This window comes from Streptomyces sp. NPDC001920 (assembly GCF_053594495.1).
In genome coordinates this window covers 538,453-559,284 of sequence record NZ_JBSFEP010000001.1, presented here as the reverse complement: position 1 = coordinate 559,284, position 20,832 = coordinate 538,453, and the positions used below count along the sequence as shown (strand labels likewise).

General features: G+C 69.6%; 14 protein-coding genes. 10 read left to right on the top strand and 4 right to left on the bottom strand.

Features of this window, described 5'->3' with window-relative positions:
• Positions 1–103: 103 nt before the first annotated feature.
• On the top strand, positions 104–2,998 hold the full coding sequence (locus ACWCPI_RS02270; RefSeq protein ID WP_451036292.1) for a vitamin B12-dependent ribonucleotide reductase: 2,895 nt from the start codon (positions 104–106) through the stop codon (positions 2,996–2,998).
• Between the two features lie 100 nt (positions 2,999–3,098).
• Here ACWCPI_RS02270 and ACWCPI_RS02265 read toward each other — a convergent pair whose 3' ends face one another.
• Together ACWCPI_RS02265 and ACWCPI_RS02260 are read right to left on the bottom strand one after the other, a co-directional pair.
• Positions 3,099–4,283, bottom strand: a complete 1,185-nt coding sequence (locus ACWCPI_RS02265) for a hypothetical protein (protein ID WP_451036291.1) — start codon at positions 4,281–4,283, stop codon at positions 3,099–3,101.
• Positions 4,284–4,834: 551 nt separating this feature from the next.
• Positions 4,835–5,368: a TerD family protein gene (locus tag ACWCPI_RS02260; RefSeq protein WP_451036290.1), complete on the bottom strand. Its 534-nt coding sequence runs from the start codon at positions 5,366–5,368 to the stop codon at positions 4,835–4,837.
• A 154-nt stretch (positions 5,369–5,522) separates the two neighbouring features.
• Between ACWCPI_RS02260 and ACWCPI_RS02255 the strand changes: the two genes are divergently transcribed.
• The 3 genes from ACWCPI_RS02255 (at position 5,523) to ACWCPI_RS02245 (ending at position 7,823) form a co-directional block, all read left to right on the top strand.
• A complete protein-coding gene (locus ACWCPI_RS02255) occupies positions 5,523–6,128 on the top strand; it encodes a YdbC family protein (RefSeq protein ID WP_451036289.1) in 606 nt (201 codons plus the stop codon).
• Positions 6,129–6,245: 117 nt separating this feature from the next.
• Complete coding sequence (locus ACWCPI_RS02250) at positions 6,246–6,905, top strand: histidine phosphatase family protein (RefSeq protein WP_451036288.1); 660 nt, start codon at positions 6,246–6,248, stop codon at positions 6,903–6,905.
• A 12-nt stretch (positions 6,906–6,917) separates the two neighbouring features.
• On the top strand, positions 6,918–7,823 hold the full coding sequence (locus ACWCPI_RS02245; protein ID WP_451036287.1) for an ADP-ribosylglycohydrolase family protein: 906 nt from the start codon (positions 6,918–6,920) through the stop codon (positions 7,821–7,823).
• A gap of 372 nt (positions 7,824–8,195) precedes the next feature.
• Here ACWCPI_RS02245 and ACWCPI_RS02240 read toward each other — a convergent pair whose 3' ends face one another.
• Positions 8,196–9,743 (bottom strand): MFS transporter, encoded by a 1,548-nt coding sequence (locus ACWCPI_RS02240; protein ID WP_451036286.1) that lies wholly within the window; start codon positions 9,741–9,743, stop codon positions 8,196–8,198.
• A 193-nt stretch (positions 9,744–9,936) separates the two neighbouring features.
• On the opposite strand from ACWCPI_RS02240, the gene ACWCPI_RS02235 reads away from it, so the two are divergent.
• From ACWCPI_RS02235 to ACWCPI_RS02225, 3 genes are all read left to right on the top strand, one after another.
• Positions 9,937–10,560, top strand: a complete 624-nt coding sequence (locus ACWCPI_RS02235) for a TetR/AcrR family transcriptional regulator (protein ID WP_451036285.1) — start codon at positions 9,937–9,939, stop codon at positions 10,558–10,560.
• An 82-nt stretch (positions 10,561–10,642) separates the two neighbouring features.
• The gene (locus tag ACWCPI_RS02230) at positions 10,643–11,344 is read left to right on the top strand and encodes a ribonuclease HII (RefSeq protein WP_451036284.1); all 702 of its coding nucleotides are present in this window, start codon (positions 10,643–10,645) and stop codon (positions 11,342–11,344) included.
• Between the two features lie 68 nt (positions 11,345–11,412).
• The gene (locus ACWCPI_RS02225; RefSeq protein WP_451036283.1) at positions 11,413–12,054 is read left to right on the top strand and encodes a hypothetical protein; all 642 of its coding nucleotides are present in this window, start codon (positions 11,413–11,415) and stop codon (positions 12,052–12,054) included.
• Positions 12,055–12,398: 344 nt separating this feature from the next.
• Here ACWCPI_RS02225 and ACWCPI_RS02220 read toward each other — a convergent pair whose 3' ends face one another.
• The gene (locus tag ACWCPI_RS02220; protein WP_451036282.1) at positions 12,399–13,034 is read right to left on the bottom strand and encodes a hypothetical protein; all 636 of its coding nucleotides are present in this window, start codon (positions 13,032–13,034) and stop codon (positions 12,399–12,401) included.
• A 414-nt stretch (positions 13,035–13,448) separates the two neighbouring features.
• Between ACWCPI_RS02220 and ACWCPI_RS02215 the strand changes: the two genes are divergently transcribed.
• The 3 genes from ACWCPI_RS02215 (at position 13,449) to ACWCPI_RS02205 (ending at position 20,820) form a co-directional block, all read left to right on the top strand.
• A complete protein-coding gene (locus tag ACWCPI_RS02215) occupies positions 13,449–15,608 on the top strand; it encodes a RecQ family ATP-dependent DNA helicase (protein ID WP_451036281.1) in 2,160 nt (719 codons plus the stop codon).
• Between the two features lie 272 nt (positions 15,609–15,880).
• Positions 15,881–17,740 carry a DUF4192 family protein gene (locus tag ACWCPI_RS02210; RefSeq protein WP_451036280.1) on the top strand — a complete coding sequence of 620 codons (1,860 nt, stop codon included), beginning with the start codon at positions 15,881–15,883 and terminating at the stop codon, positions 17,738–17,740.
• Positions 17,741–18,900: 1,160 nt separating this feature from the next.
• A complete protein-coding gene (locus ACWCPI_RS02205) occupies positions 18,901–20,820 on the top strand; it encodes a glycogen debranching N-terminal domain-containing protein (RefSeq protein WP_451036357.1) in 1,920 nt (639 codons plus the stop codon).
• Positions 20,821–20,832: the final 12 nt, after the last annotated feature.

The following is a 20,832-nucleotide window of genomic DNA, read 5'->3' as shown; positions in this document are numbered from 1 at the left end:
TTGCGGGTGGCGATCAGAGGGTGCCCGCAACACCAGACAGAACACCGTGCCACGGGGAACATCGGGGCACTTCAGGGCGTTTTAGCCCGAACAGGGAGGCGGCATGACAGAGACGGCGAGCGGTCCGGCACGGAGTTCCCGCGCCAAGGGCACCAAGGCGACCAAGGGGCTGCGCATCGAGCGCATCCACACCACCCCCGGCGTGCACCCGTACGACGAGGTGGCCTGGGAGAGCCGTGACGTCGTCATGACCAACTGGCGCGACGGCTCGGTCAACTTCGAGCAGCGCGGCGTCGAGTTCCCCGACTTCTGGTCGGTGAACGCGGTCAACATCGTCACCAGCAAGTACTTCCGCGGTGCGGTTGGCACCCCGCAGCGCGAGGTGAGCCTGAAGCAGCTCATCGACCGCATCGTGAAGACGTATCGGAAGGCCGGCGAGGACTACAAGTACTTCGCCTCGCCCGCCGACGCCGAGATCTTCGAGCACGAACTGGCCTACGCCCTCCTGCACCAGATCTTCAGCTTCAACAGCCCTGTCTGGTTCAACGTCGGCACGCCCCAGCCGCAGCAGGTCTCCGCCTGCTTCATCCTGTCCGTCGACGACTCCATGGAGTCGATCCTCGACTGGTACAAGGAAGAGGGCATGATCTTCAAGGGCGGCTCCGGCGCCGGCCTGAACCTCTCCCGCATCCGCTCCTCCAAGGAACTGCTGTCCTCCGGCGGCAACGCCTCGGGCCCCGTCTCCTTCATGCGCGGTGCCGACGCCTCGGCAGGAACGATCAAGTCCGGCGGCGCCACCCGCCGCGCGGCCAAGATGGTCATCCTCGACGTCGACCACCCGGACATCGAGGACTTCATCGAGACCAAGGTGAAGGAAGAGGAGAAGATCCGCGCCCTGCGTGACGCGGGCTTCGACATGGACCTGGGCGGCGAGGACATCACCTCGGTCCAGTACCAGAACGCGAACAACTCGGTCCGCGTGAACGACGAGTTCATGAAGGCCGTCGAGCAGGGCGGCACGTTCGGCCTGCGCGCGCGGATGACCGGCGAGGTCATCGAAGAGGTCGACGCCAAGTCCCTGTTCCGCAAGATGGCCGAGGCCGCCTGGGCCTGCGCCGACCCGGGCATCCAGTACGACGACACCATCAACCACTGGCACACCTGCCCGGAGTCCGGCCGTATCAACGGTTCGAACCCCTGCAGCGAGTACATGCACCTGGACAACACGTCCTGCAACCTCGCCTCGCTGAACCTGATGAAGTTCCTGAAGGACGACGGCAAGGGCAACCAGTCCTTCGACGTCGAGCGCTTCGCGAAGGTCGTCGAGCTCGTCATCACCGCGATGGACATCTCCATCTGCTTCGCGGACTTCCCGACGCAGAAGATCGGTGAGAACACGCGCGCGTTCCGCCAGCTCGGCATCGGCTACGCCAACCTCGGCGCCCTGCTGATGGCGACCGGACACGCGTACGACTCCGACGGCGGCCGCGCCCTCGCCGGCGCCATCACCTCCCTGATGACCGGCACGTCGTACCGGCGCTCCGCGGAGCTCGCCGCGGTCGTCGGCCCGTACGACGGCTACGCCCGCAACGCACAGCCGCACCTGCGCGTCATGAAGCAGCACGCCGACGCCAACGCCGAGGCCGTCCGCATGGACGACCTGGACACGCCGGTCTGGGCCGCCGCGACGGAGGCCTGGCAGGACGTGCTGCGTCTCGGTGAGAAGAACGGTTTCCGTAACTCCCAGGCGTCCGTCATCGCCCCGACGGGCACCATCGGTCTCGCGATGTCCTGCGACACCACCGGCCTTGAGCCCGACCTCGCGCTGGTCAAGTTCAAGAAGCTGGTCGGCGGCGGCTCGATGCAGATCGTCAACGGCACTGTCCCGCAGGCCCTGCGCCGCCTGGGCTACCAGGAGGAGCAGATCGAGGCGATCGTCGCCCACATCGCCGAGCACGGCAATGTGATCGACGCCCCGGGCCTCAAGCACGAGCACTACGAGGTGTTCGACTGCGCCATGGGCGAGCGCGCCATCTCCCCCATGGGCCACGTCCGCATGATGGCCGCGATCCAGCCGTGGATCTCCGGTGCCCTGTCCAAGACGGTCAACATGCCGGAGTCGGCGACCGTCGAGGAGGTCGAGGAGATCTACTTCGAGGCATGGAAGCTGGGCGTCAAGGCGCTCGCCATCTACCGCGACAACTGCAAGGTCGGCCAGCCGCTCTCCGCGAAGACCAAGGAGAAGGAGAAGGCCGAGATCACGGAGAAGGCCGAGGCCACCATCCGTGAGACGGTCGAGAAGGTCGTCGAGTACCGCCCGGTCCGCAAGCGCCTCCCGAAGGGCCGCCCCGGCATCACGACGTCCTTCACGGTCGGTGGCGCCGAGGGCTACATGACCGCCAACTCCTACCCGGACGACGGTCTCGGCGAGGTCTTCCTGAAGATGTCCAAGCAGGGCTCGACGCTCGCGGGCATGATGGACGCCTTCTCGATCGCCGTCTCGGTGGGTCTGCAGTACGGCGTGCCGCTGGAGACGTACGTCTCGAAGTTCACGAACATGCGCTTCGAGCCGGCCGGTATGACGGACGACCCTGACGTGCGGATGGCACAGTCGATCGTCGACTACATCTTCCGCCGCCTGGCGCTCGACTTCCTGCCCTTCGAGACGCGCTCCGCCCTCGGCATCCACTCCGCCGAGGAGCGCCAGCGTCACCTGGAGACGGGTTCGTACGAGCCCGCCGACGACGAGGTGGACGTCGAGGGCCTCGCACAGTCGGCGCCGCGCGCCCAGGAGCTGAAGGCCGTCGCCACCCCGAAGGCCGAGGCGTCGGTGGCCAAGCCCGCTCCGCAGCAGGCCCACACCAGCGCCGAGCTGGTGGAGATGCAGCTGGGCATCCAGGCCGATGCTCCGCTGTGCTTCTCCTGCGGTACGAAGATGCAGCGGGCCGGCTCCTGCTACATCTGCGAGGGTTGCGGCTCGACCAGCGGCTGCAGCTGATCCCGGGCGCCTTGAACGCCACTGACTGACGTGATGCGGGGAAACCTCTCGGAGGTTTCCCCGCATCACGCGGTTTCGGCTCGTCGCGCACTTTGCGGTTTCACAGGCGCCGCGCCGCCTGCACCATTTCCTCACTCAGTTCGGGAACGGGCTCTCTTGCCGCGGCGTCAAGGAGGATCTGGCGCGCGGCGGAAGGAACGGACTCGGCAGGCCATGCCCTGAGCGCTCGGAGCGCCATACGGCGGTTCCTGGTCGTCTGATTGTCGAGGGCTGTTTCGATCAGTTCCCAGCCATGGCCGGGATGCTCATCCAACCGACTCACGATGAAGTCGAGGATACGGTCGACCTCGAACTCCTTTCCGAGACCCAGTTCGACTGTCGGACCGGTGCGCAGATCCTGAAGGGGCAGCAGGCGTGCCGCGGCGTCGACGACAGCCACGATGTGCTCGCTCGGACAGCCGTCGATGAGCAGGAACCAGCTGGTGCTGTCGCAAGGGTCGACCTCCACCCTTCGCATCAGTGCTGGGCGGGCGTCGATGTCCATCAGCCCAGCCGCCCAAGCCGCCGGACGGAACGTCGCCGGGTCCTCGTCGGTGAGGCCGGCGAGCACGACTTCCCGTGAGGCCGGATCGGCGACCAGATTCCTGTATCGGTCTCGAATGCGCCGCCACTGCGGATCATCCCGCTGTGTCCCGCTCATACAGAGGTCGTTCAGAAAACGGCTGATCGACAGGAGAGTCCAAAGCCGCCGCACAGTGAGGGCGCCTGCCGTCGAGTGGAACAGGAATCCGTCCAGAGCAGGTACCGCGCCGGAATACGACGCCAGCGCCGGGCCCGGTCCATCGACATCGGTGAGCGCTTCGAGGAGTCTTGCCGCGCCGCCGAGAGTTTCCTCATCCAGCGTTTCGCAGGCCAGGGCACCGGCTAGATCACCGACTTCGGCGGCCGTCAGCGCGAAGTAGCTGTCCAACACGTCGCCCGTGCACGACTCACGAATCAACCACCTGCTGATCCTGGGGTCCGACGCACCTTCGAGCCGTCCGACGGCGTCGACGCGGGCCCACCCTCCCGCCCGCCGGGCCACTTCGAAGACAGCCTGATGAGGGTCGGTGTGGGACCGTACCAGGGCATGACAGGCCTCACTCGAGAACTCCGAGAAGGTCCCCAGCGTCTGCAGGACATCACTGTCTTCGTCGGTTCCGGTCATGCCCAGCAGCAGGATGCCGAACTGAACGGCGTTGGGGTGCTCGCCGTGCGTCGCGAACCACCGGCCCAACTGGCGCATACGGTCGGAAGGGAGAGAGCGCCTTCGAAGTTCTGCTTCGAGGGCGCGCTCATGGTCCCGCCACACAATGCGCCGAAGTTGTCCGTCCAGGACGGACGCTGTCGAGCGGTCGGCACGAGAACTGATCAGACGTGTCGTGGTGGCGGCTATCCGCCCGGCCGCGTCCTTCGAACGGTTGGCGCGGCGGCTGGTCGGCGGCCTCGTCCGAGGGAGCCGTCGGCACTCGGGCTGCCCTGACTGCTGTTGCTCGACTGTGAGGGCACGGCTGTAGAGGGAGGGCTGACCACTGAGAGTGCCGCCCAGGTCCCAGGTCTGGGGGAGGCTCACCGGACGGGGGCCCGGGTGTCCTTTCGCTTCGTCATGCGCTGATCTTCGCGCAAGGGCTCGGCGCGAGCAAGAGTCGTACCGCCGGTGAACACGTCACTCATGAGGCCGCCGGTGAACACGTCACTCATGAGACCGCCGGTGGACACGTCACCCATGAGGTGGGGCACCGACTACATGTCGGCGCCCCCGCCTGCCGTACGGCCCTGCGCGCGTGCGGGCGATACTCAGTGCGGCTGTGGCCTTCCCATGGCGGACGTGAACGTCGCCGGGTCGTCCTCGAAGCCGTGAACTCCGGAGTGGAAGACCCACGTACTCGACCCTTCGCGCACGAACTCCGCGACCGTCGCCGCCGTCGATCCCAGAACGCCGCCGAAGTCGTCCTCGGCCAGCACCGTGTAGCCCTCGCGGATACGCAGGGCGGGCTGGACCACGCTGACGAAGGTGCGCTCAGCGGGGCGCTGCTGGATGACGACTCCGACGACCACGCGCGCGTACCGGCCGTCGAGCCTGTCGAGTTCCACGGTCAGCACCTCGTCCCAGCCGAAGCCCTTGCCGTCCTTGCTGTCCCGGTTAAGAGTGATGGTCCCGTCCGGAGAGCGGCTGTCGAAGTGCACCACATAGGCCGGATCACCGTACGGGTCGTCGGTCAGGTAGGTCGCGGCGATCAGGTCCAGATCGGTGGGCGGCTGTCCGGCGGGACTCGGGTCCCACTTGACCGAGATCTCGACTTTCCGGATCCCCTTGTTGATGGCGTTCACCAGGCGTCCCCTTCCCCGTTCCGTAAATGCCGTCGGCCGAACTGCCCAGCAGATGAAGCCGGTTGCCCATCCTGCCATGCATGCGGGGGCGTGCGCCGGTGAGCTCTGCGCCCGACAGTGACCGGCGCCACGCTGGTGGCCTTACCATGGCGCGGTGCTGGTCAAGTGGATTCGCTGCACCGTGGTGGACCGCCGCGGCTTCGAGCGGGGGCAGCGAAAATGGGCGGGGCTTCTGGGGGAGCCGGGGTTTCGGGGGCAGGGTGGTGGGTGGAGTCGGGGGCGCCAAGGGGTGGTGCACATCTTCTCGTTCTGGGAGAGCCGTTCCTTCTACGACTCCTTCATGGCCCGCTCCCACGACAGGCTGGCGGCGGCCCAGTCGGGCACCTACAAGGACCTCCAGGCGAAACTCTTCGACTACCGCTTCGACGTGAAGACCGGATTCGAACCGCGCTTCACCGACGCCGACCTCGTCAGGGTGGCTCACTGCCGTGTGCACGAGGACCGTGCCGAGCACTTCACGCTGATGCAGGAGAAGGTGTGGAACCCGGCGATGGCGGGTTCCCCCGGCATGATCCGCGGCCTGTTCGGTGAGGCGCCAGGCCATGAATTTCTGGTGCTGTCGATGTGGCGGTCCGCCGCGGAGCACGGCAAGTACCGCACCGAGCGCGTGGAGCGACTGGCCCTGCGGGCTCAGACGGAGGCGGACATCGCGGCCCTCACGGGCGACATCGTGGAGCTCGAACCCACCTGGACGGTTTGAATTTCAAACCGTCGATGATGCGGCTGGTGTGGCCAGTGGTGCAGGAAATGTGTGACCTGCGCCGTATAAGGGCCACTCAAGTGCTCGAAGAGCCGTCACCCGATCTAGGGTTTTGGCATGGCACGACCACGGCGCATCGTCCTTGTCCGGCACGGGGAGTCAACGGGCAATGTTGATGACACCGTCTACGAGCGTGTGCCCGACCACGCGCTGGCCCTGACCGAGCGGGGCCGGCGGCAGGCCGAGGAGACGGGCAAGCGGCTGCGGGAGGTGTTCGGCCGTGAGCGCGTGAGTGTGTATGTCTCTCCCTACCGTCGCACGCACGAGACGCTGCGCGCCTTCCACCTCGACCCCGAGCTCATACGGGTGCGTGAGGAGCCCCGCCTGCGTGAGCAGGACTGGGGAAACTGGCAGGACTGCGACGACGTACGCCTTCAGAAGTCCTACCGGGACGCCTACGGCCACTTCTTCTACCGCTTCGCCCAGGGCGAGTCCGGCGCCGACGTGTACGACCGGGTCGGCGGCTTCCTGGAGAGCCTGTTCCGCAGCTTCGAGGCGCCCGACCACCCGCCGAACGTACTGCTGGTGACCCACGGCCTGGCCATGCGGCTGTTCTGTATGCGCTGGTTCCACTGGACGGTCGCGGAATTCGAGTCACTGTCGAACCCCGGGAACGCGGAGATGCGAATGCTCGTTCTCGGGGACAACGGCAAGTACACGCTTGACCGGCCGTTCGACCGCTGGCGAGATCCGGAGCCGTACGGGGTCACCGGATAGAGTGGCAGGGCGATGACCGCTGATTTCTCTCTCGAAGGGCGCTTGGACCGCGCCCTCGCCAGCCTGCGTGGACTCGCGGTGGGGGACGCGCTGGGTTCGCAGTTCTTCGTGCCGGCGAACTACCCGCTGTTGAAGCGCCGAGAGCTGCCGTCCGGGCCTTGGCAGTGGACAGACGACACGGAGATGGCCTGCTCCGTGGTGGCCGTCCTCGGGGCCCACCACCGCATCGACCAGGACGCTCTGGCCCGCTCCTTCGCCGAGCACCACGACTTCGACCGGGGCTACGGTCCGGCGGTCAACCGGTTGCTGCGGCTGGTCCGCGAGGGGGGCGACTGGCGCGAACTCTCCGCCGCACTCTTCAAGGGGCAGGGCTCCTGGGGCAACGGCGCAGCGATGCGTATCGCGCCCCTCGGCGCCTGGTACGCGGACGACCCCGAGCAGGCGACCCACCAGGCCGAGATCTCGGCCTATCCCACGCACCAGCACCGTGAGGCCGTGGTCGGGGCCATGGCCGTCGCCGCGGCCGCCGCGCTCGCGGCAGCGCCCGGGGGGCCGCCGAGCCCTGAGGTGCTTCTCGACGAGGTCATCGCCCTCGTCCCCAAGAGTGCGGTGGGGGCTGGCCTGCGACGGGCTCGGGACATGCTGGACTACGGTGACGCGGCCACCGTCGCGGCCGTGCTCGGCTGCGGGCGGCGTACGACGGCTCACGACACCGTGCCCTTCGCGTTGTGGTCGGCGGCGCGGGGTCTGGGTGACTACGAGCGTGCTTTCTGGACGACCGCGCAGGTCGGCGGCGACGTCGACACCACGTGCGCCATCGTGGGCGGGGTGATCGGTGCCGGGAAGGCCGGGGCGGTGCCGGTCGAGTGGTCGGACAGGACCGAGGCTCTCCCGGAGTGGGTGCCGACGTCCGTGTAGGCCCGACTTTCCGGTAGGCCCGGCTTTCCGGCGGCAACTGAATCCGTCGATGACTTTCTGCACCTGTCGGGAACTCTGCGTAACCGACCGTCCGTTGTCATGGCAGTCCAGGCGCGGCCGACGAGGCCGGACGCTCAGGTGACACATGAGGGGTGCGGGGGGTGTGCAGTCATGGGGTTCATGTCGGTGCTGGGTGCGCTGCTCGTCCTGGTGGCGTCAGCCTGGAGAGGATCGCGACGAGCCTGTCCCCGCGTCGTCCGGATCTCCCCGAGGCCGGTGGTGTCGTGGGCGGTGCGGATGGCCGGCTCGTCGTACTCACCGGGTGTCCCCCGGACGCGATCCGGCCATCCGCTGCCCTTCGAGGGCTTGGCCTCAGCCGGCCATGGGACCCGCCGTCCCGGCCAGGGCCTCCAGGTCGCTCTTGCGGACCCGGATCACCAACCATGCGGTGGCCAGGGCGAGCACGGCCATCGCGGCGGCCGCCACGAAGCCCATCGAGATGCCCTGGGTGAGCACCTCATGCCCCCACGGGCCGGGCAACTGCTGGGTCTTGGCGAATTCCGCCTTCTGTTCGGCCGATGCCTCAGCCATGAAGGCCGGCACCTGCTTCTCCGCCTCGTCCTTGCTGGCCGAGCCGAACACCGTCGTCAGGATGGACAGGCCGAGCGAGCCGCCCACCTGCTGGGTCGCGTTGAGCAGTCCGGACGCGGCGCCGGCCTCGTGCTGGGCCACTCCGGAGACCGCTGTGATCGTCAACGTCACGAAATTCAGGCCCATACCGAAGCCGAACAGCAGCATCGGCCCGAGAACTCCGCCCGCGTACGAGCTGTCGGCACTGATGAGGCTCTGCCAGGCCAGACCGATCATGGTGAGCGCGGAGCCCACGAGCATGAAGGGCTTGGGGCCCAGAGCGGGCAGGAACCGCTGCGACAAGCCCGCGCCGAGCGCGATCACGACCGTCACCGGCAGGAAGGCCAGACCGGCCTCGATCGGGCTGTACTCCAGCACGTTCTGCACGAACAGCACGATGTAGAAGAACATGCCGAACATGGCCGCGGCCAGGCTGAGCATGATCACATACGTGCCCGAGCGGTTGCGGTCGGCGAACATCCTGAGCGGGGTGATGGGTTCCTTGGCCCGCGACTCGATGAACGCGAAGGCCAGCAACAGGACCACCGCAGCGACGAAGGACCCGATGGTCAGGTTGTCCCGCCACCCCGCGTCCGCCGCGCGGATGAAGCCGTAGACAAGGGACGCCATGCCCGCGGTGGAGGTCAGTGCACCCGCTATGTCGAAGCGGCCGGAGTGTCGTTCGGACTCGGTGATGAAAAGCGGGGTGAGCACGGCGATCACGATGCCGATGGGCACGTTGACGAAGAGCACCCACCGCCAGTCGAGCCACTCGGTCAGCATGCCGCCCGCGAGCAGGCCGATGGCGCCTCCTCCCGCGGAGACGGCGGCGAAGACGCCGAACGCCCGGTTGCGTTCCGGGCCTTCGGGAAACGTCGTGGTGATGAGCGCCAGCGAGGTCGGCGACGCGATCGCGCCGCCGACGCCCTGCAGGACGCGCGCGGCCAGCAGCTGCCACGGTTCCTGGGCGAGTCCGCCGAGCAGGGACGCGAGGGTGAAGAGCAGGATGCCGGTCATGAAGACTCGGCGTCGGCCCAGGATGTCACCGGCACGGCCGCCGAGAAGCAGCAGGCCGCCGAAGGTGAGCGTGTAGGAGCTCACGACCCAGGTGAGGTCGGTGGTGCTGAACTTGAGTGCGTCTTGAATGTGCGGGAGCGCGATGTTCACAATCGTCGCGTCGAGTACCACCATGAGTTGGCAGGCCGCGATGACGGTGAGCGCGATGCCGGGATGTCCCTCCCGGCGAGCCGCACCTGGTTTGTGGTCCTTGGTCAACTGAGAGGTTGTCACTATGGGTCCCCCACAAGAACGTTAGTGAACGCTCGCGTTCACTGTCGCGTCAACCGTAGTGAATCGCCGGTAGTGAACGCAAGCGTTCACTCACGCTCTTGCCTTGCGGTGAGCCCTGTCCCCGTCGGTCGCCGCACGGTGTTCCCCGGTCCCTGTAATCCGCCTGCTTCACTTGCCCGTTGGAGACGCACAGATGGTTACCTCGCGCTGGACGGCCACCCCCGCTCGGACGGCCTCCCCTCGCCGGCGCGGCGCCGTGCTGGAACGCGCGATCCTCGACGCCGCGCTTGAGCAGCTCAGTACCGTCGGCTGGAGCGGCCTCACCATGGAGGGCGTCGCCACGGGTGCCCAGACCGGTAAGGCTGCCGTCTATCGCCGTTGGCCCTCCAAGGAGGACCTCGTCGCCGACGCGCTGCGTGCGGGGCTGCCGCGCTTCGAGGCGGCTCCCGATCATGGGAGCGTGCGCGAGGATCTGCTCGACCTGTGTCGGCAAGTGCGCGAGGCGATGTTCTCGCGCTCGGGTTTCGCGCTGCGGTCGGTGATTCACGAGTGCGACAGCCTGCAGGCTGAGCGCTTTCACGGTGTGATCTTCGAGGGGGTCGTCGAGCCGACGATCAAGCTGCTCCAGGAGGTCATCACCCGTGGAATCGAGCGGGGAGAGGTGCGGACCGACGCGGCGAACGGCTACGTCTTCGACGCCGTTCCAGCGATGATGATGTATCGGTCAAAGATGTGCGCGAGCGAATGGAGCGATCAGGAGCTGGAGGAGATGATCGACCAGTTGATGGTTCCGTTGCTGCGCCCGGCCGGCATGTGAATCAGGCCTCTGCCGGGCCGGCCGCCGCTTCGGTGAACCGGGGTGTCGAAGCGGGTTCCCGGCGGCGTACGCTAAGGGCGCCATGCCGTACGAACCGCCTACCCACACCGTCGAGCGCTCCCTTCGAGCCACGACCGGAGCGAAGATCATTGCCGGTGTCGACGAGGTGGGGCGCGGCGCCTGGGCCGGCCCTGTCACCGTCTGTGCGGCGATCACCGGACTGCGCCGGCCTCCCACGGGTCTCACCGACTCCAAACTGCTCACCGTCAAGCGCCGCACCGCGCTCGCCGAGGAACTGCGGACATGGGTGACGTCGTACGCCCTGGGGCACGCCTCCCCGGAGGAGATCGACGAACTGGGGATGACGGCCTCGTTGCGGCTTGCCGCGGTGCGAGCCTTGGAAGGTCTGCCGGTCCGCCCCGAGGCGGTGATCCTCGACGGGAAGCACGACTACCTCGGGGCCCCTTGGCGGGTCCGGACCGTGATCAAGGGCGACCAGTCGTGCGTGGCGGTCGCGGCGGCCTCGGTGATCGCAAAGGTTCAGCGCGACAAAATGATGGCCGAACTGGGTATCGACCATGCAGACTTCGGTTTCGCGGACAACGCCGGGTATCCGTCGCCCGTGCACAAGGCCGCGCTGGCGGAGCGGGGGCCCACCCCGCTCCACCGGTTGTCGTGGGCGTATCTTGATGCGCTGCCCCAGTGGCGGCACCTCAAGAAGGTCCGCACTTGGATGGAAGGAAGCGTTCCGGAGATCGAAGGGCAGCTCGGCTTCGATTTCTGACGATTCCACTCGCACTTATGTGCCACCCGCTGGCGCGAGCCGCACCAGCGTTTGATAAACATCAGCTCATGCCTCTCATTCCCGAGGAGCCTCAGATTCACGAGAGTGCCCAGGGTCCCCGCGCCACTCCGGCCAGCGGCCGTACCGCGCCGACCCCCCGTCCCGTACCCGGCCCCCGCCCCGCGGCTCCGTCGCGCCCCGGCCGACCCGGGCCCCCGCGGCCCACGCCGCCGGTGCAACGTACGCCGCGTGACGCGGCCGTGGCCAAGCCCGGTCCTGCCGGCCCGGCTACGCCTGCCGCCTCTGCCCAAGCCGTGGCGACTCCGCAGATCCAGCTGATCCCGGCCTCACCCGAGGGCGCGCTCGACGCTGCCGAGGAGGCCGTCGACCTGCTCCTGGATTCGGGACGAGCCCCCGGCGACGTATTGGTGATCACCACCGGTGAACAGCACCCGTGGGCCGCCCACGAGCTGTCCTTCGGCGAAGCCGCCTACTGGGCGCAGCACGACGCCGGCGACGACGTCTTCTACGCCGACGCCTCCGCCGCGGCTCGCGCCACTGGGCGCCCGGTCGTCGTCGTGGCGGTCAACGGCGGATCCGACACCACCGCGGCCACCGTGCTGCCTCTGGCCCTCAGCCAGGCACGTGCCCTGCTGATCGTCTGCGGTGACCCGCAGCGGATCAACTCGGTGCTCGGCGCAGGCGTTTGAGCCCTACCGCTTGTCCGGGGGCACGCTCCCCGGGACGGTGGAAGGGGGCACGCCACTGTGGTGGCATCTGCACGGAGAAGCCTTCGGCGTGCGCGGGTACGTGGGGGAGCACGACGTACCCGGCCCGCTTCACCGAGTGAACTGATCGAGCCCGGCGCGTCGCCTCGCCTCGCGTCGTGCTGCTCCGGCGGGCGCGCCGCGGGCCGGTTCGGCGGCGCGATGTCCCCTGGCGGCGGCGAGGCGGCGCTGTCGGCCGCGCTCAGCGTCGTACGCGGAAGCCGGACCAGCGTGGCGCATGGCGCTCCCGCGCGAGGCCGCCGGGCCGGTGACTCCCGGCGGCGTCCTCAGCGGGCGGCCGCGCGTCGCATGACCTCCGAGGCCGCGCCGCCGGTGCGGGGTATCGGAAGTGGTGCCTCGGAGGTGGCGAAGGGCTCCGGCGACGAGTCGGCGTTGGGGCGGCGGCCGCCGCGGTTCTCGCCGAGGACCTGCCAGCCGTCGCGCGTCAGCGTGATGTACGCACCACAGCGCAGGCCGTGCAAGGTGCACGCGTCACGCAGCCCCCACATCCACGCGCCGTCCTCTTCCGTCCAACGACCGTCGCCCTCACGGCAGTAGAGCAGCACCGCGGTGCGAACCGGGGTGCGGCGCCGCAGGTCGTGCGGGATGACGCGACGCAGTTGCGCGAGCAGCGCGTTGCGGAACGTCCAGCCATCGGCCGGAGCCGGGCGGCGAGTGAACGAGGCGCTGGCCCGCAGCCGCTCGTCAGGGTCGAGTACGGCCACGATCGCGGTCGCCGGTCTGGGGCGGTGCCGTGAGTGCAGACCGCTGACGACCTCGCGTGGGTTGCGCAGCAGGGGGATTCCCGCAGCGGCCCACTCGGCGGGTTCGAGCATGCGGGCCAGGGGGTTGGCGGACGCGGCGGGCAAGTCGGCTGAGGTCGACATGGATGCCGCGGAGGACGGAGCGAATCCGAAGGTCACGGTCCTCCCTTCGGCTACGCGCCCACACTGCGGGGCGGGGTCGGAATCGGGGGAGCGCGCACCGCAACAGAGCCCTACCGGATCACGGGTGGGCCGTGCGGGGAGCGGACTCCAATTCTTCCTGTCGAACCTGGTTGCGGCAACGAGCAATTGGGCCCGCCGCCCGATATCTGATGCTGTGCGGGTTATATCCCTACCCAGTGCGTCACGGTGCGATGCACGGGGCGGCCTCGGCCGGTGCCCCGCGGCCCTACTCGTACGGGTGCCCGTGCCGGACGTACCCAATCGACGGCCGCGCCAGCTGTCCCCTGACCTGGGCGGACGCCTGGATCATGAGGCCTGCTGGGGCAGCATTCCGCCCAGGACGAGGGTCGTGAGTGGGCGATTGTCAGTGCCGTCGGGTTGCATGGGGGTATGGACGTTACGGAGCTGCGTGCCGAAGCCGATGCCATCCTCGCCGAGCTCGTCGGTGCCCCCGGCGGTGCTGCGCGGTTGCGGGAGGACCAGTGGCAGGCGGTCGCGGCCCTGGTGGAGGAGCGCCGACGTGCGCTGGTCGTGCAGCGCACCGGCTGGGGAAAGTCGGCGGTGTACTTCGTCGCCACCGCGCTGCTGCGCCGACGTGGCTCCGGGCCCACGGTGATCGTCTCGCCGCTGCTCGCGCTGATGCGCAACCAGGTCGAGTCGGCGGCGCGGGCCGGTATCCGGGCGCGCACCATCAACTCGGCCAATCCGGAGGAGTGGAAGGTCATCTACGACGAGGTCGAGCGCGGCGAGACCGACGTCCTCCTCGTCAGCCCGGAACGCCTCAACGCCGTCGACTTCCGTGAGCAGGTACTGCCCAAGCTGGCGGCCACGACCGGCCTGCTGGTGGTCGACGAGGCGCACTGCATCTCCGACTGGGGCCATGACTTCCGCCCGGACTACCGGCGGCTGCGGTCGATGCTCGCCGAGCTGCCCACCGGTGTGCCGGTCCTGGCCACCACCGCGACCGCCAACGCGCGGGTCACCGCGGATGTGGCCGAGCAGCTCGGGACCGGTGGCGGCGAGGCTCTGGTGCTGCGCGGACCGCTGGACAGGGAGAGCCTGCGGCTGGGCGTGGTCCAGTTGCCGGATGCCGCGCATCGTCTGGCCTGGCTCGCGGAGCACCTGGACGAGCTGCAGGGCTCGGGCATCATCTACGCCCTCACGGTGGCCGCGGCCGAGGAGGCGACCGCCTTTCTGCGGCAGCGTGGGTTCAGGGTGGCCTCCTACACGGGGCGCACCGAGAACGCCGACCGGCTGCAGGCCGAAACCGATCTGCAGGAGAACCGGGTCAAAGCCCTGGTCGCGACCTCGGCGCTGGGCATGGGGTTCGACAAACCGGACCTGGGCTTCGTGGTGCACCTGGGCTCACCGTCCTCGCCTATCGCCTACTACCAGCAGGTGGGGCGTGCGGGGCGCGGCGTCGAGCACGCCGATGTGCTGCTCCTGCCGGGCAAGGAGGACGAGGCCATCTGGCGATACTTCGCCGAGACGGCCTTCCCTCCCGAGACGCAGGTACGCGAAACCCTGTCGGCCCTCGCCGACGCGGGACGGCCACTGTCGGTGCCGGCCCTCGAAGCCCTGGTCGACCTCCGACGCACCCGGTTGGAGAGCATGCTCAAGGTGCTCGACGTGGACGGGGCCGTGAAACGGGTGAAGGGCGGCTGGATCTCCACCGGCGCGCAGTGGGCCTACGACTCCGAGCGGTACAGCTGGGTCGCCCGGCAGCGGACGGCGGAGCAGCAGGCCATGCGCGACTACGTGAGTACGTCCCAGTGCCGGATGGAGTTCCTGCGTCGTCAGCTGGACGACGAAGGGGCGGCCCCGTGTGGCCGGTGCGACAACTGCGCGGGGGCGTGGGTCGACTCCCATGTCTCGGCGGAGACGCTGAGCGGGGCGGAGAAGGAGCTGGATCGCCCAGGGGTGGAGATCGAGCCGCGCCGGATGTGGCCCACGGGAATGCCCGCGCTGGGCATCGAACTCAAGGGCCGTATCCCGGCCGACGAGCAGTGTTCCACCGGCCGGGCCCTGGGCAGGCTCTCCGACATCGGCTGGGGCAACCGCCTGCGCCCGCTGCTGGCCGACAACGCGCCCGACGGGCCTGTCCCCGACGATGTCCTGCGGGCCGCGGTCGCGGTCCTCGCCGACTGGGCCCGCTCGCCGGGTGGTTGGGCGGCGAACGTCCCGGACGCCTCCGCCCGGCCGGTGGGGGTCGTCGCCGTACCCTCCATGACCCGCCCGCAGTTGGTCGGCTCGCTGGCGGAGGGCATCGCGTCCATCGGCCGCCTGCCTTTCCTGGGCACCCTGACGTACGGCGGAACGAGCGGCGCCCACGCGGCACGTCGCAGCAACTCCGCCCAACGCCTCCGCGGGCTCTTCGACGCCTTCACCGTTTCCGAGGAGCTGGCCGAGGCTCTGGCCCGATCCCGTGGCCCCGTCCTGCTCGTGGACGACTACACCGAAACCGGCTGGACACTCGCGGTCGCAGCGCGACTGCTTCGACAGGCAGGCAGCGAACGGGTGCTCCCGCTGGTACTGGCAGCCGCGGGCTGACCTACGGGGAGTCCTGAAGGCGTCCAGCGGCGTACGGTGCCCCGACTGATGTTTCGGTCGGCGATCAGGTGAGCGACGCCCTTGGTCTTCGAGGGCAGAGGGGCGGCCTGAGGGCGGTCTCGAAGTGTGGCGCGGGTGGCGGGGCTGAACTGGCGGCCGTTCGCGGGAAGTTGCTCGCTGCCGTCGCCCGTGGATCACAGGGTTGTCGTGTCCCTGGTCGGACTTATCCACAGGGCAAAGCGGAGCCTCGCGATCCGCGAGATCGTCGGTGCATGACGAAGCACAGCGAAACGACTGGATCTTCTGAGAACGATGACATCGTGGCTCCTGAACGGCAGTCCGCCACGGGGGCGGCCGATCGGGACCGCGCGCATGAGGAGGTGGGTCAACGCTCTGAGGACGTGTCCGCTGAAGCGCTCGACGGACATGAGCCCAGTGAGTCCCACGAGGGGCATGAGCGCAATGAGGGCTATGAGGCGCAAGGTTGTGACAAGCCCCCCGGGTGCTCCCTACCGGCCGAGCAGCCCGACGTGACCGCACTCGGCGGACACCCGGCGGAGCATCAAGTCACCCTGCGCACCCCGGACGAACTGGCCGACGCGCTGCCGTATCTCCTCGGATACCGCCCCGAGGACAGCATCGTGCTCGTCGCCCTGCACGAGCGGGACGGCTGCGGCCGGTTCGGCGGTCGCGCCCGGCTCGGCATCCCCGCGAACGCGGACGACTGGGAGTCTGCTGCCCGGCAGTTGGTCCACGGACTGATGCGGGGAAGTGAGCGCAGAGGAGCCCGGCCTGAGCAGATGGTCGCCTTCCTGTGTCAGGAACCACCGCAGGGCCGAAGCGGCCGACAGGTCATGGAGCGGCTGCGCCCATTGGCCCAGCAGTTGCGCATCGCGTGCGGCAGCCTTGATGTTCCGGTGATCGAGGCGCTGTGCATCTCGGACGGCCGTTTCTGGTCCTACTGCTGCGACAAGGTCGAGTGCTGCCCGCCCGAGGGGCGGCCGATGGGCCTTCCCGGTACGTCCGTGCTGGCCGCCGCGGCCACATACGCCGGACTTCAGGTGCGGGGTACCTTGCGCGAGTTGCAGGCCAGGCTGATGCCCTGGGAGACCGCTGCCGCCCTGGAACAGGAAGTCTCCCTGGACGCTGCGGGCATGGCGCTGGTCCCCAGGATCCTCGACGACTCCGCACGGAGGGGTGTGGCGGAGGAGACGCTGAGTCTGGCCGAGCGGCTCATGAGCCGGTTCGCCGCGGCCACGCCCGTCTCGGGGAACCTCGCCGCTGATCTGCGCGACGACGAACTGCTCACGCACGACGAAGCCGCGAGGCTCATTCTGGGCCTGCAGGACCGTACGACCCGCGACCGGGCGGCCGAGTGGATGGAGGGCGACGAGGCCGGGCCGGCCCTGCGACTCTGGCGGGCCCTTGCGCGCCGTTGTGTCGGACCGTACAGCGAGCACGCAGCGCCGCCACTGACGCTCGCGGGCTGGGTCGCCTGGTCCACCGGTGACGAACTGGAGGCCAGAGAAGCCCTTGCCATGGCGCTCGGCGCCGACTCCGACTACCTCTTCGCCCGTCTCCTGCACCAGGCCTGCAACGAGGGGCTCGATCCGGAGTCGATCCGCCGCTGCCTGCGCAGGGAACGCGTGAGCCGCGAGGGAAACGGGCCGGGTGAGCGGACGGACGCCGGGCGTACGACCGCGGAGTCGACGACCGTGGCGGCAGCGCGTGCGGGGCGAACTGAGGCCGAGCGAAAGAGTGCTCAGCCGGCGGGAGTGAGGCGGCTCGATGAGTTGGAGGACGCCGAGAAGCCCGTACAGGGCGGGGCAGTGAAGGCCGCGCCCGCCCCGTGCGATGAGAGTGATCGTCCACGATCCGCGCAGCTCTCAGCCTCGCCCGGCGACCCCCCTCGCCCCACCAGGGCAGCCGGGCGGGCGCGGCCCGGGGGTGCCACTCGCACGCGTGCCTCGGCCGGTACGCGTCTCGGAGCGCCACGGCCGGGTGCCGGCACCGCTCCACGCGCTTCCAAGCACCCGGCTCGGCGCAGTCCGAAGAAGGGGCCCGAGCGCCGGAGCGAGGCGCGATCGGAGGTCATCCGTCCCAAAGCTCTCAGCGACGAGGGGGAGACGTGAGCCGGTACGAGCGGACAGTTGACGAACTTCCGAGCCGTGACGGCTGCCGCAGGCGGTGGCTTGGTCGGTACCGCACCTGGTGGGTCGGCCGACCCAGCCTGCGGCAGCCTGGCCGACACCGCACGTGGCGGCCCGATCGACACCACACCTGGCGACTTGGCTCAAACCGCACGTGGTGGCTGTGGGACGACGCGTCGGCGCGGGCCGGGAAGCGGCGGCCGTTGTTCCGGCTTGTTCAGGGAGCCCTACTCGTGGGGCGGCTCCGGCACGGCGTCCGCTCTCCCGGGCACCACGGACAACTGCGTGCGCAGGGGTCACTCCGTCCCGCCCGTGACCTGGAGGAGTTCCTCCCCGTTCACCTGAGTGGCGGAACGCCCGGACCGGCCGTGCCGCCTCACAGCCCCTGTCACTCCGGATCCCCAAGCCGGCGCCGCGGACGCCCGAGGCGCGACGAGCGCAGAGGAAGCCGCCCTATGCCACAGCCGACTCCCGCCTCCCCTGCCGCCGACGATCGCGAGACGACCGGCGGGCCGATGGCGTCCCGCAGGTTGGATACGAGACACCCTTCGGCCGGGTCCTGCCCAGTGACGCTCACGCCCAGGTCGCCGAGCGAACCGTCGCAGGGTTCGGCGTCGAACGGCCGGGGCTGGCCCCCTCAGGCTTCGGCGGAGCACGGGCCGCGACCTGATGAGGAAACCGAGGAGCCACGGTGGCTCGTGGAGGGATCGACAAAACCCACACCCTCTACGGCCTGGCGTCCGGCGTCCGGTCAGGACGGTCGCCCATACCGGTGGGAGGGGCGCACCACGCTCCCACTGCAGCCGACAAGGCCCACAAGCCCAGCGAGGCCGCCAACATCAACTACCGGGGCCTCACCAGCCTCTCAGGCCTCTCAAGCTCGTCCTGCCTTTCCAAGCGCTGCGGCCCCTCCAGCCCCTCCTGCCATCTCAGCGAACCCGCCCAACCCCGCCACCCTCCCGACGTCGGGCCCCCCAAGCCCTCCGAGTCCCCCGTTACCCCCCTCACCCACGAGCCAGGGCGACACATCACCACCGCAGGCCCACTACGATCGGGGCTCCTCCCCACCGAAAAGCGCGCCCTCGCCTCGCCCACCGTCGAGCTCCCGGCGACCCGCTTCCTTGCCCTCGACCCACGACGCGATGATCTGCGTCGCCCTACCGGGTCTCGCCATCTCCACGCACCACGGGCAGTTGACCGGACAGGGACTGGACGGGTTCTACCGCGCGGGCCGTCGCGTTCTCTCGCGCTGCCGGGTCAGGGTGGCCGGGCGAGAACCACTCCCGGTGCAGGCACGGATGATGTCGGCCGACCGCGCCAGGTTCGTGGGCACCTTGAGCGTTTCTCCACAGGCCGGCCCCGACCCGGACGTCGTCGTCGAGCGAACCCGACACGCCGACGGCAGCGAGCGGATCGTGCTGCACAGTACGGGCCTCCGTCCGCTGCGCGTGCCGGTAGAGGTCTCCCTCGGCACGGACCTGGCCGAGCTGGGTGCGATCGTGTGCGGCAACACGGGACCGGAACTGCCCGCCACCGTCCATGACTCCGGTCTGCGCTGGACGTCCGCGGCGGGCGGCACGGCAGTGACGGCCGACCCGCCCCCCACCGACGCGCTGGCCTCCGCCGGGCTGCTGCGCTGGGAGCTCGCCCTGGCCCCGGGCGGCAGCGCGACCATCGAGCTGCGCGTTCGCCAGGACGGGGCGGGCCCCGTGCGGGCTGTGGGCCGAGCGGCGACCAGCCCGCTGGCGTCCCCGCGGGCCACCGGTGACGACCCCAGGGCGGAGGCACTCCTGCGGACGAGTATCGAGGACCTCCAGGCCCTTTTGCTGCGCGACCCCGCGCACCCGGCCGACACGTATCCGGCCGCCGGGGTGCCCTGGCGCTGCGGTATGGCTCCGGCTGAGGCCCTAGCCGCGGCCCGGATGGCCCTGCCCCTGGGTACCCGGCTGGCGGTGGGCACGCTGCGCACCCTCGCGCGCAGTCAACTCCGAACGCAGGGACATAAGTTCGGGATGATTCCCGGCCCGGTACGGGACGCCGGCACGCATCTGCCGCCGAGCTGCACGGGTACGGAGGCCACGCTGCTCTTTCCCACGCTGCTCGCGGAGGCCCGACGCTGGGGCATGTCCGACGCCGACACCGAGGAGCTCCTCCCCGTGGCCGAGCGATGCCTGAGCTGGCTGCGGGCGACCACGGGCGACGGCACGTATCTGCGCGACCCGCACCCCGGCGGTCCCGTCCGCTGCGAGACCCAGGCCCACGCCCATCGTGCGGCCCTGCTCGGTGCCGACCTCCTCGACGCCTGCGGAAGACCGGGCGGCGCCGAGCTGCGGGCCTGGGCAGGCGCGCTGCGGTCGGCGTTCCGCGAGGACTTCTGGATCGACGACGTGGGCGGCGGCCGACCCGCGGCTGCCCGAACCCCCGACGGACGCCTCGTCCCGCATCTGGGCGCTGCCGCCGCCCATCTCCTCGACACCGGTCTGCTGGGCGGGGGAGAGCTTGCGCCCGGCCTGCTCGACAGGGTGCGGACGGAACAGCTCGCCCGGCTGCTCGGCGGTCCGGCCCTGGACTCGGGCTGGGGCCTGCGCGGACTGGGTGCCAAGGAGCCGGGCCACAACCCGTTCGGTCATCGCACCGGTGCGGTGCGGGTCCACGAAACGGCCCTCGCCGTGGCGGGCCTGGCCGCCGCCGACTACGAGAAGGAGGCGAGCGCGCTGCTGCGAGGGGTGCTGGCGGCGGCGGAGTCGTTCGACCACCGGCTGCCCGAGATGTACGCGGGGAAGCAGCGCACCGACGGGAGTGCCCCGCTCCCGCATCCCGCGGCCTGTCGTCCGGCGGCCACGGCGGCTGCGGCCGGGGTGCTGCTGCTGATGACGCTCGCGGGCATCCGCCCCGACGTCCCCGGGGGGACGGTGACGTTGCGGCCGATGCGCAGCGCGCCCGTGGGGGAGATCGTCCTGACGGGCTTGCGGGTGGCCGGTGCGCCCTTCGCCGTACGCGTCAGCAGACTGGGTCTCGCCATGGTCGAGGAGGCGGTCGACGGGCTTCAACTTCGGGTCTGACCTCGGACGACA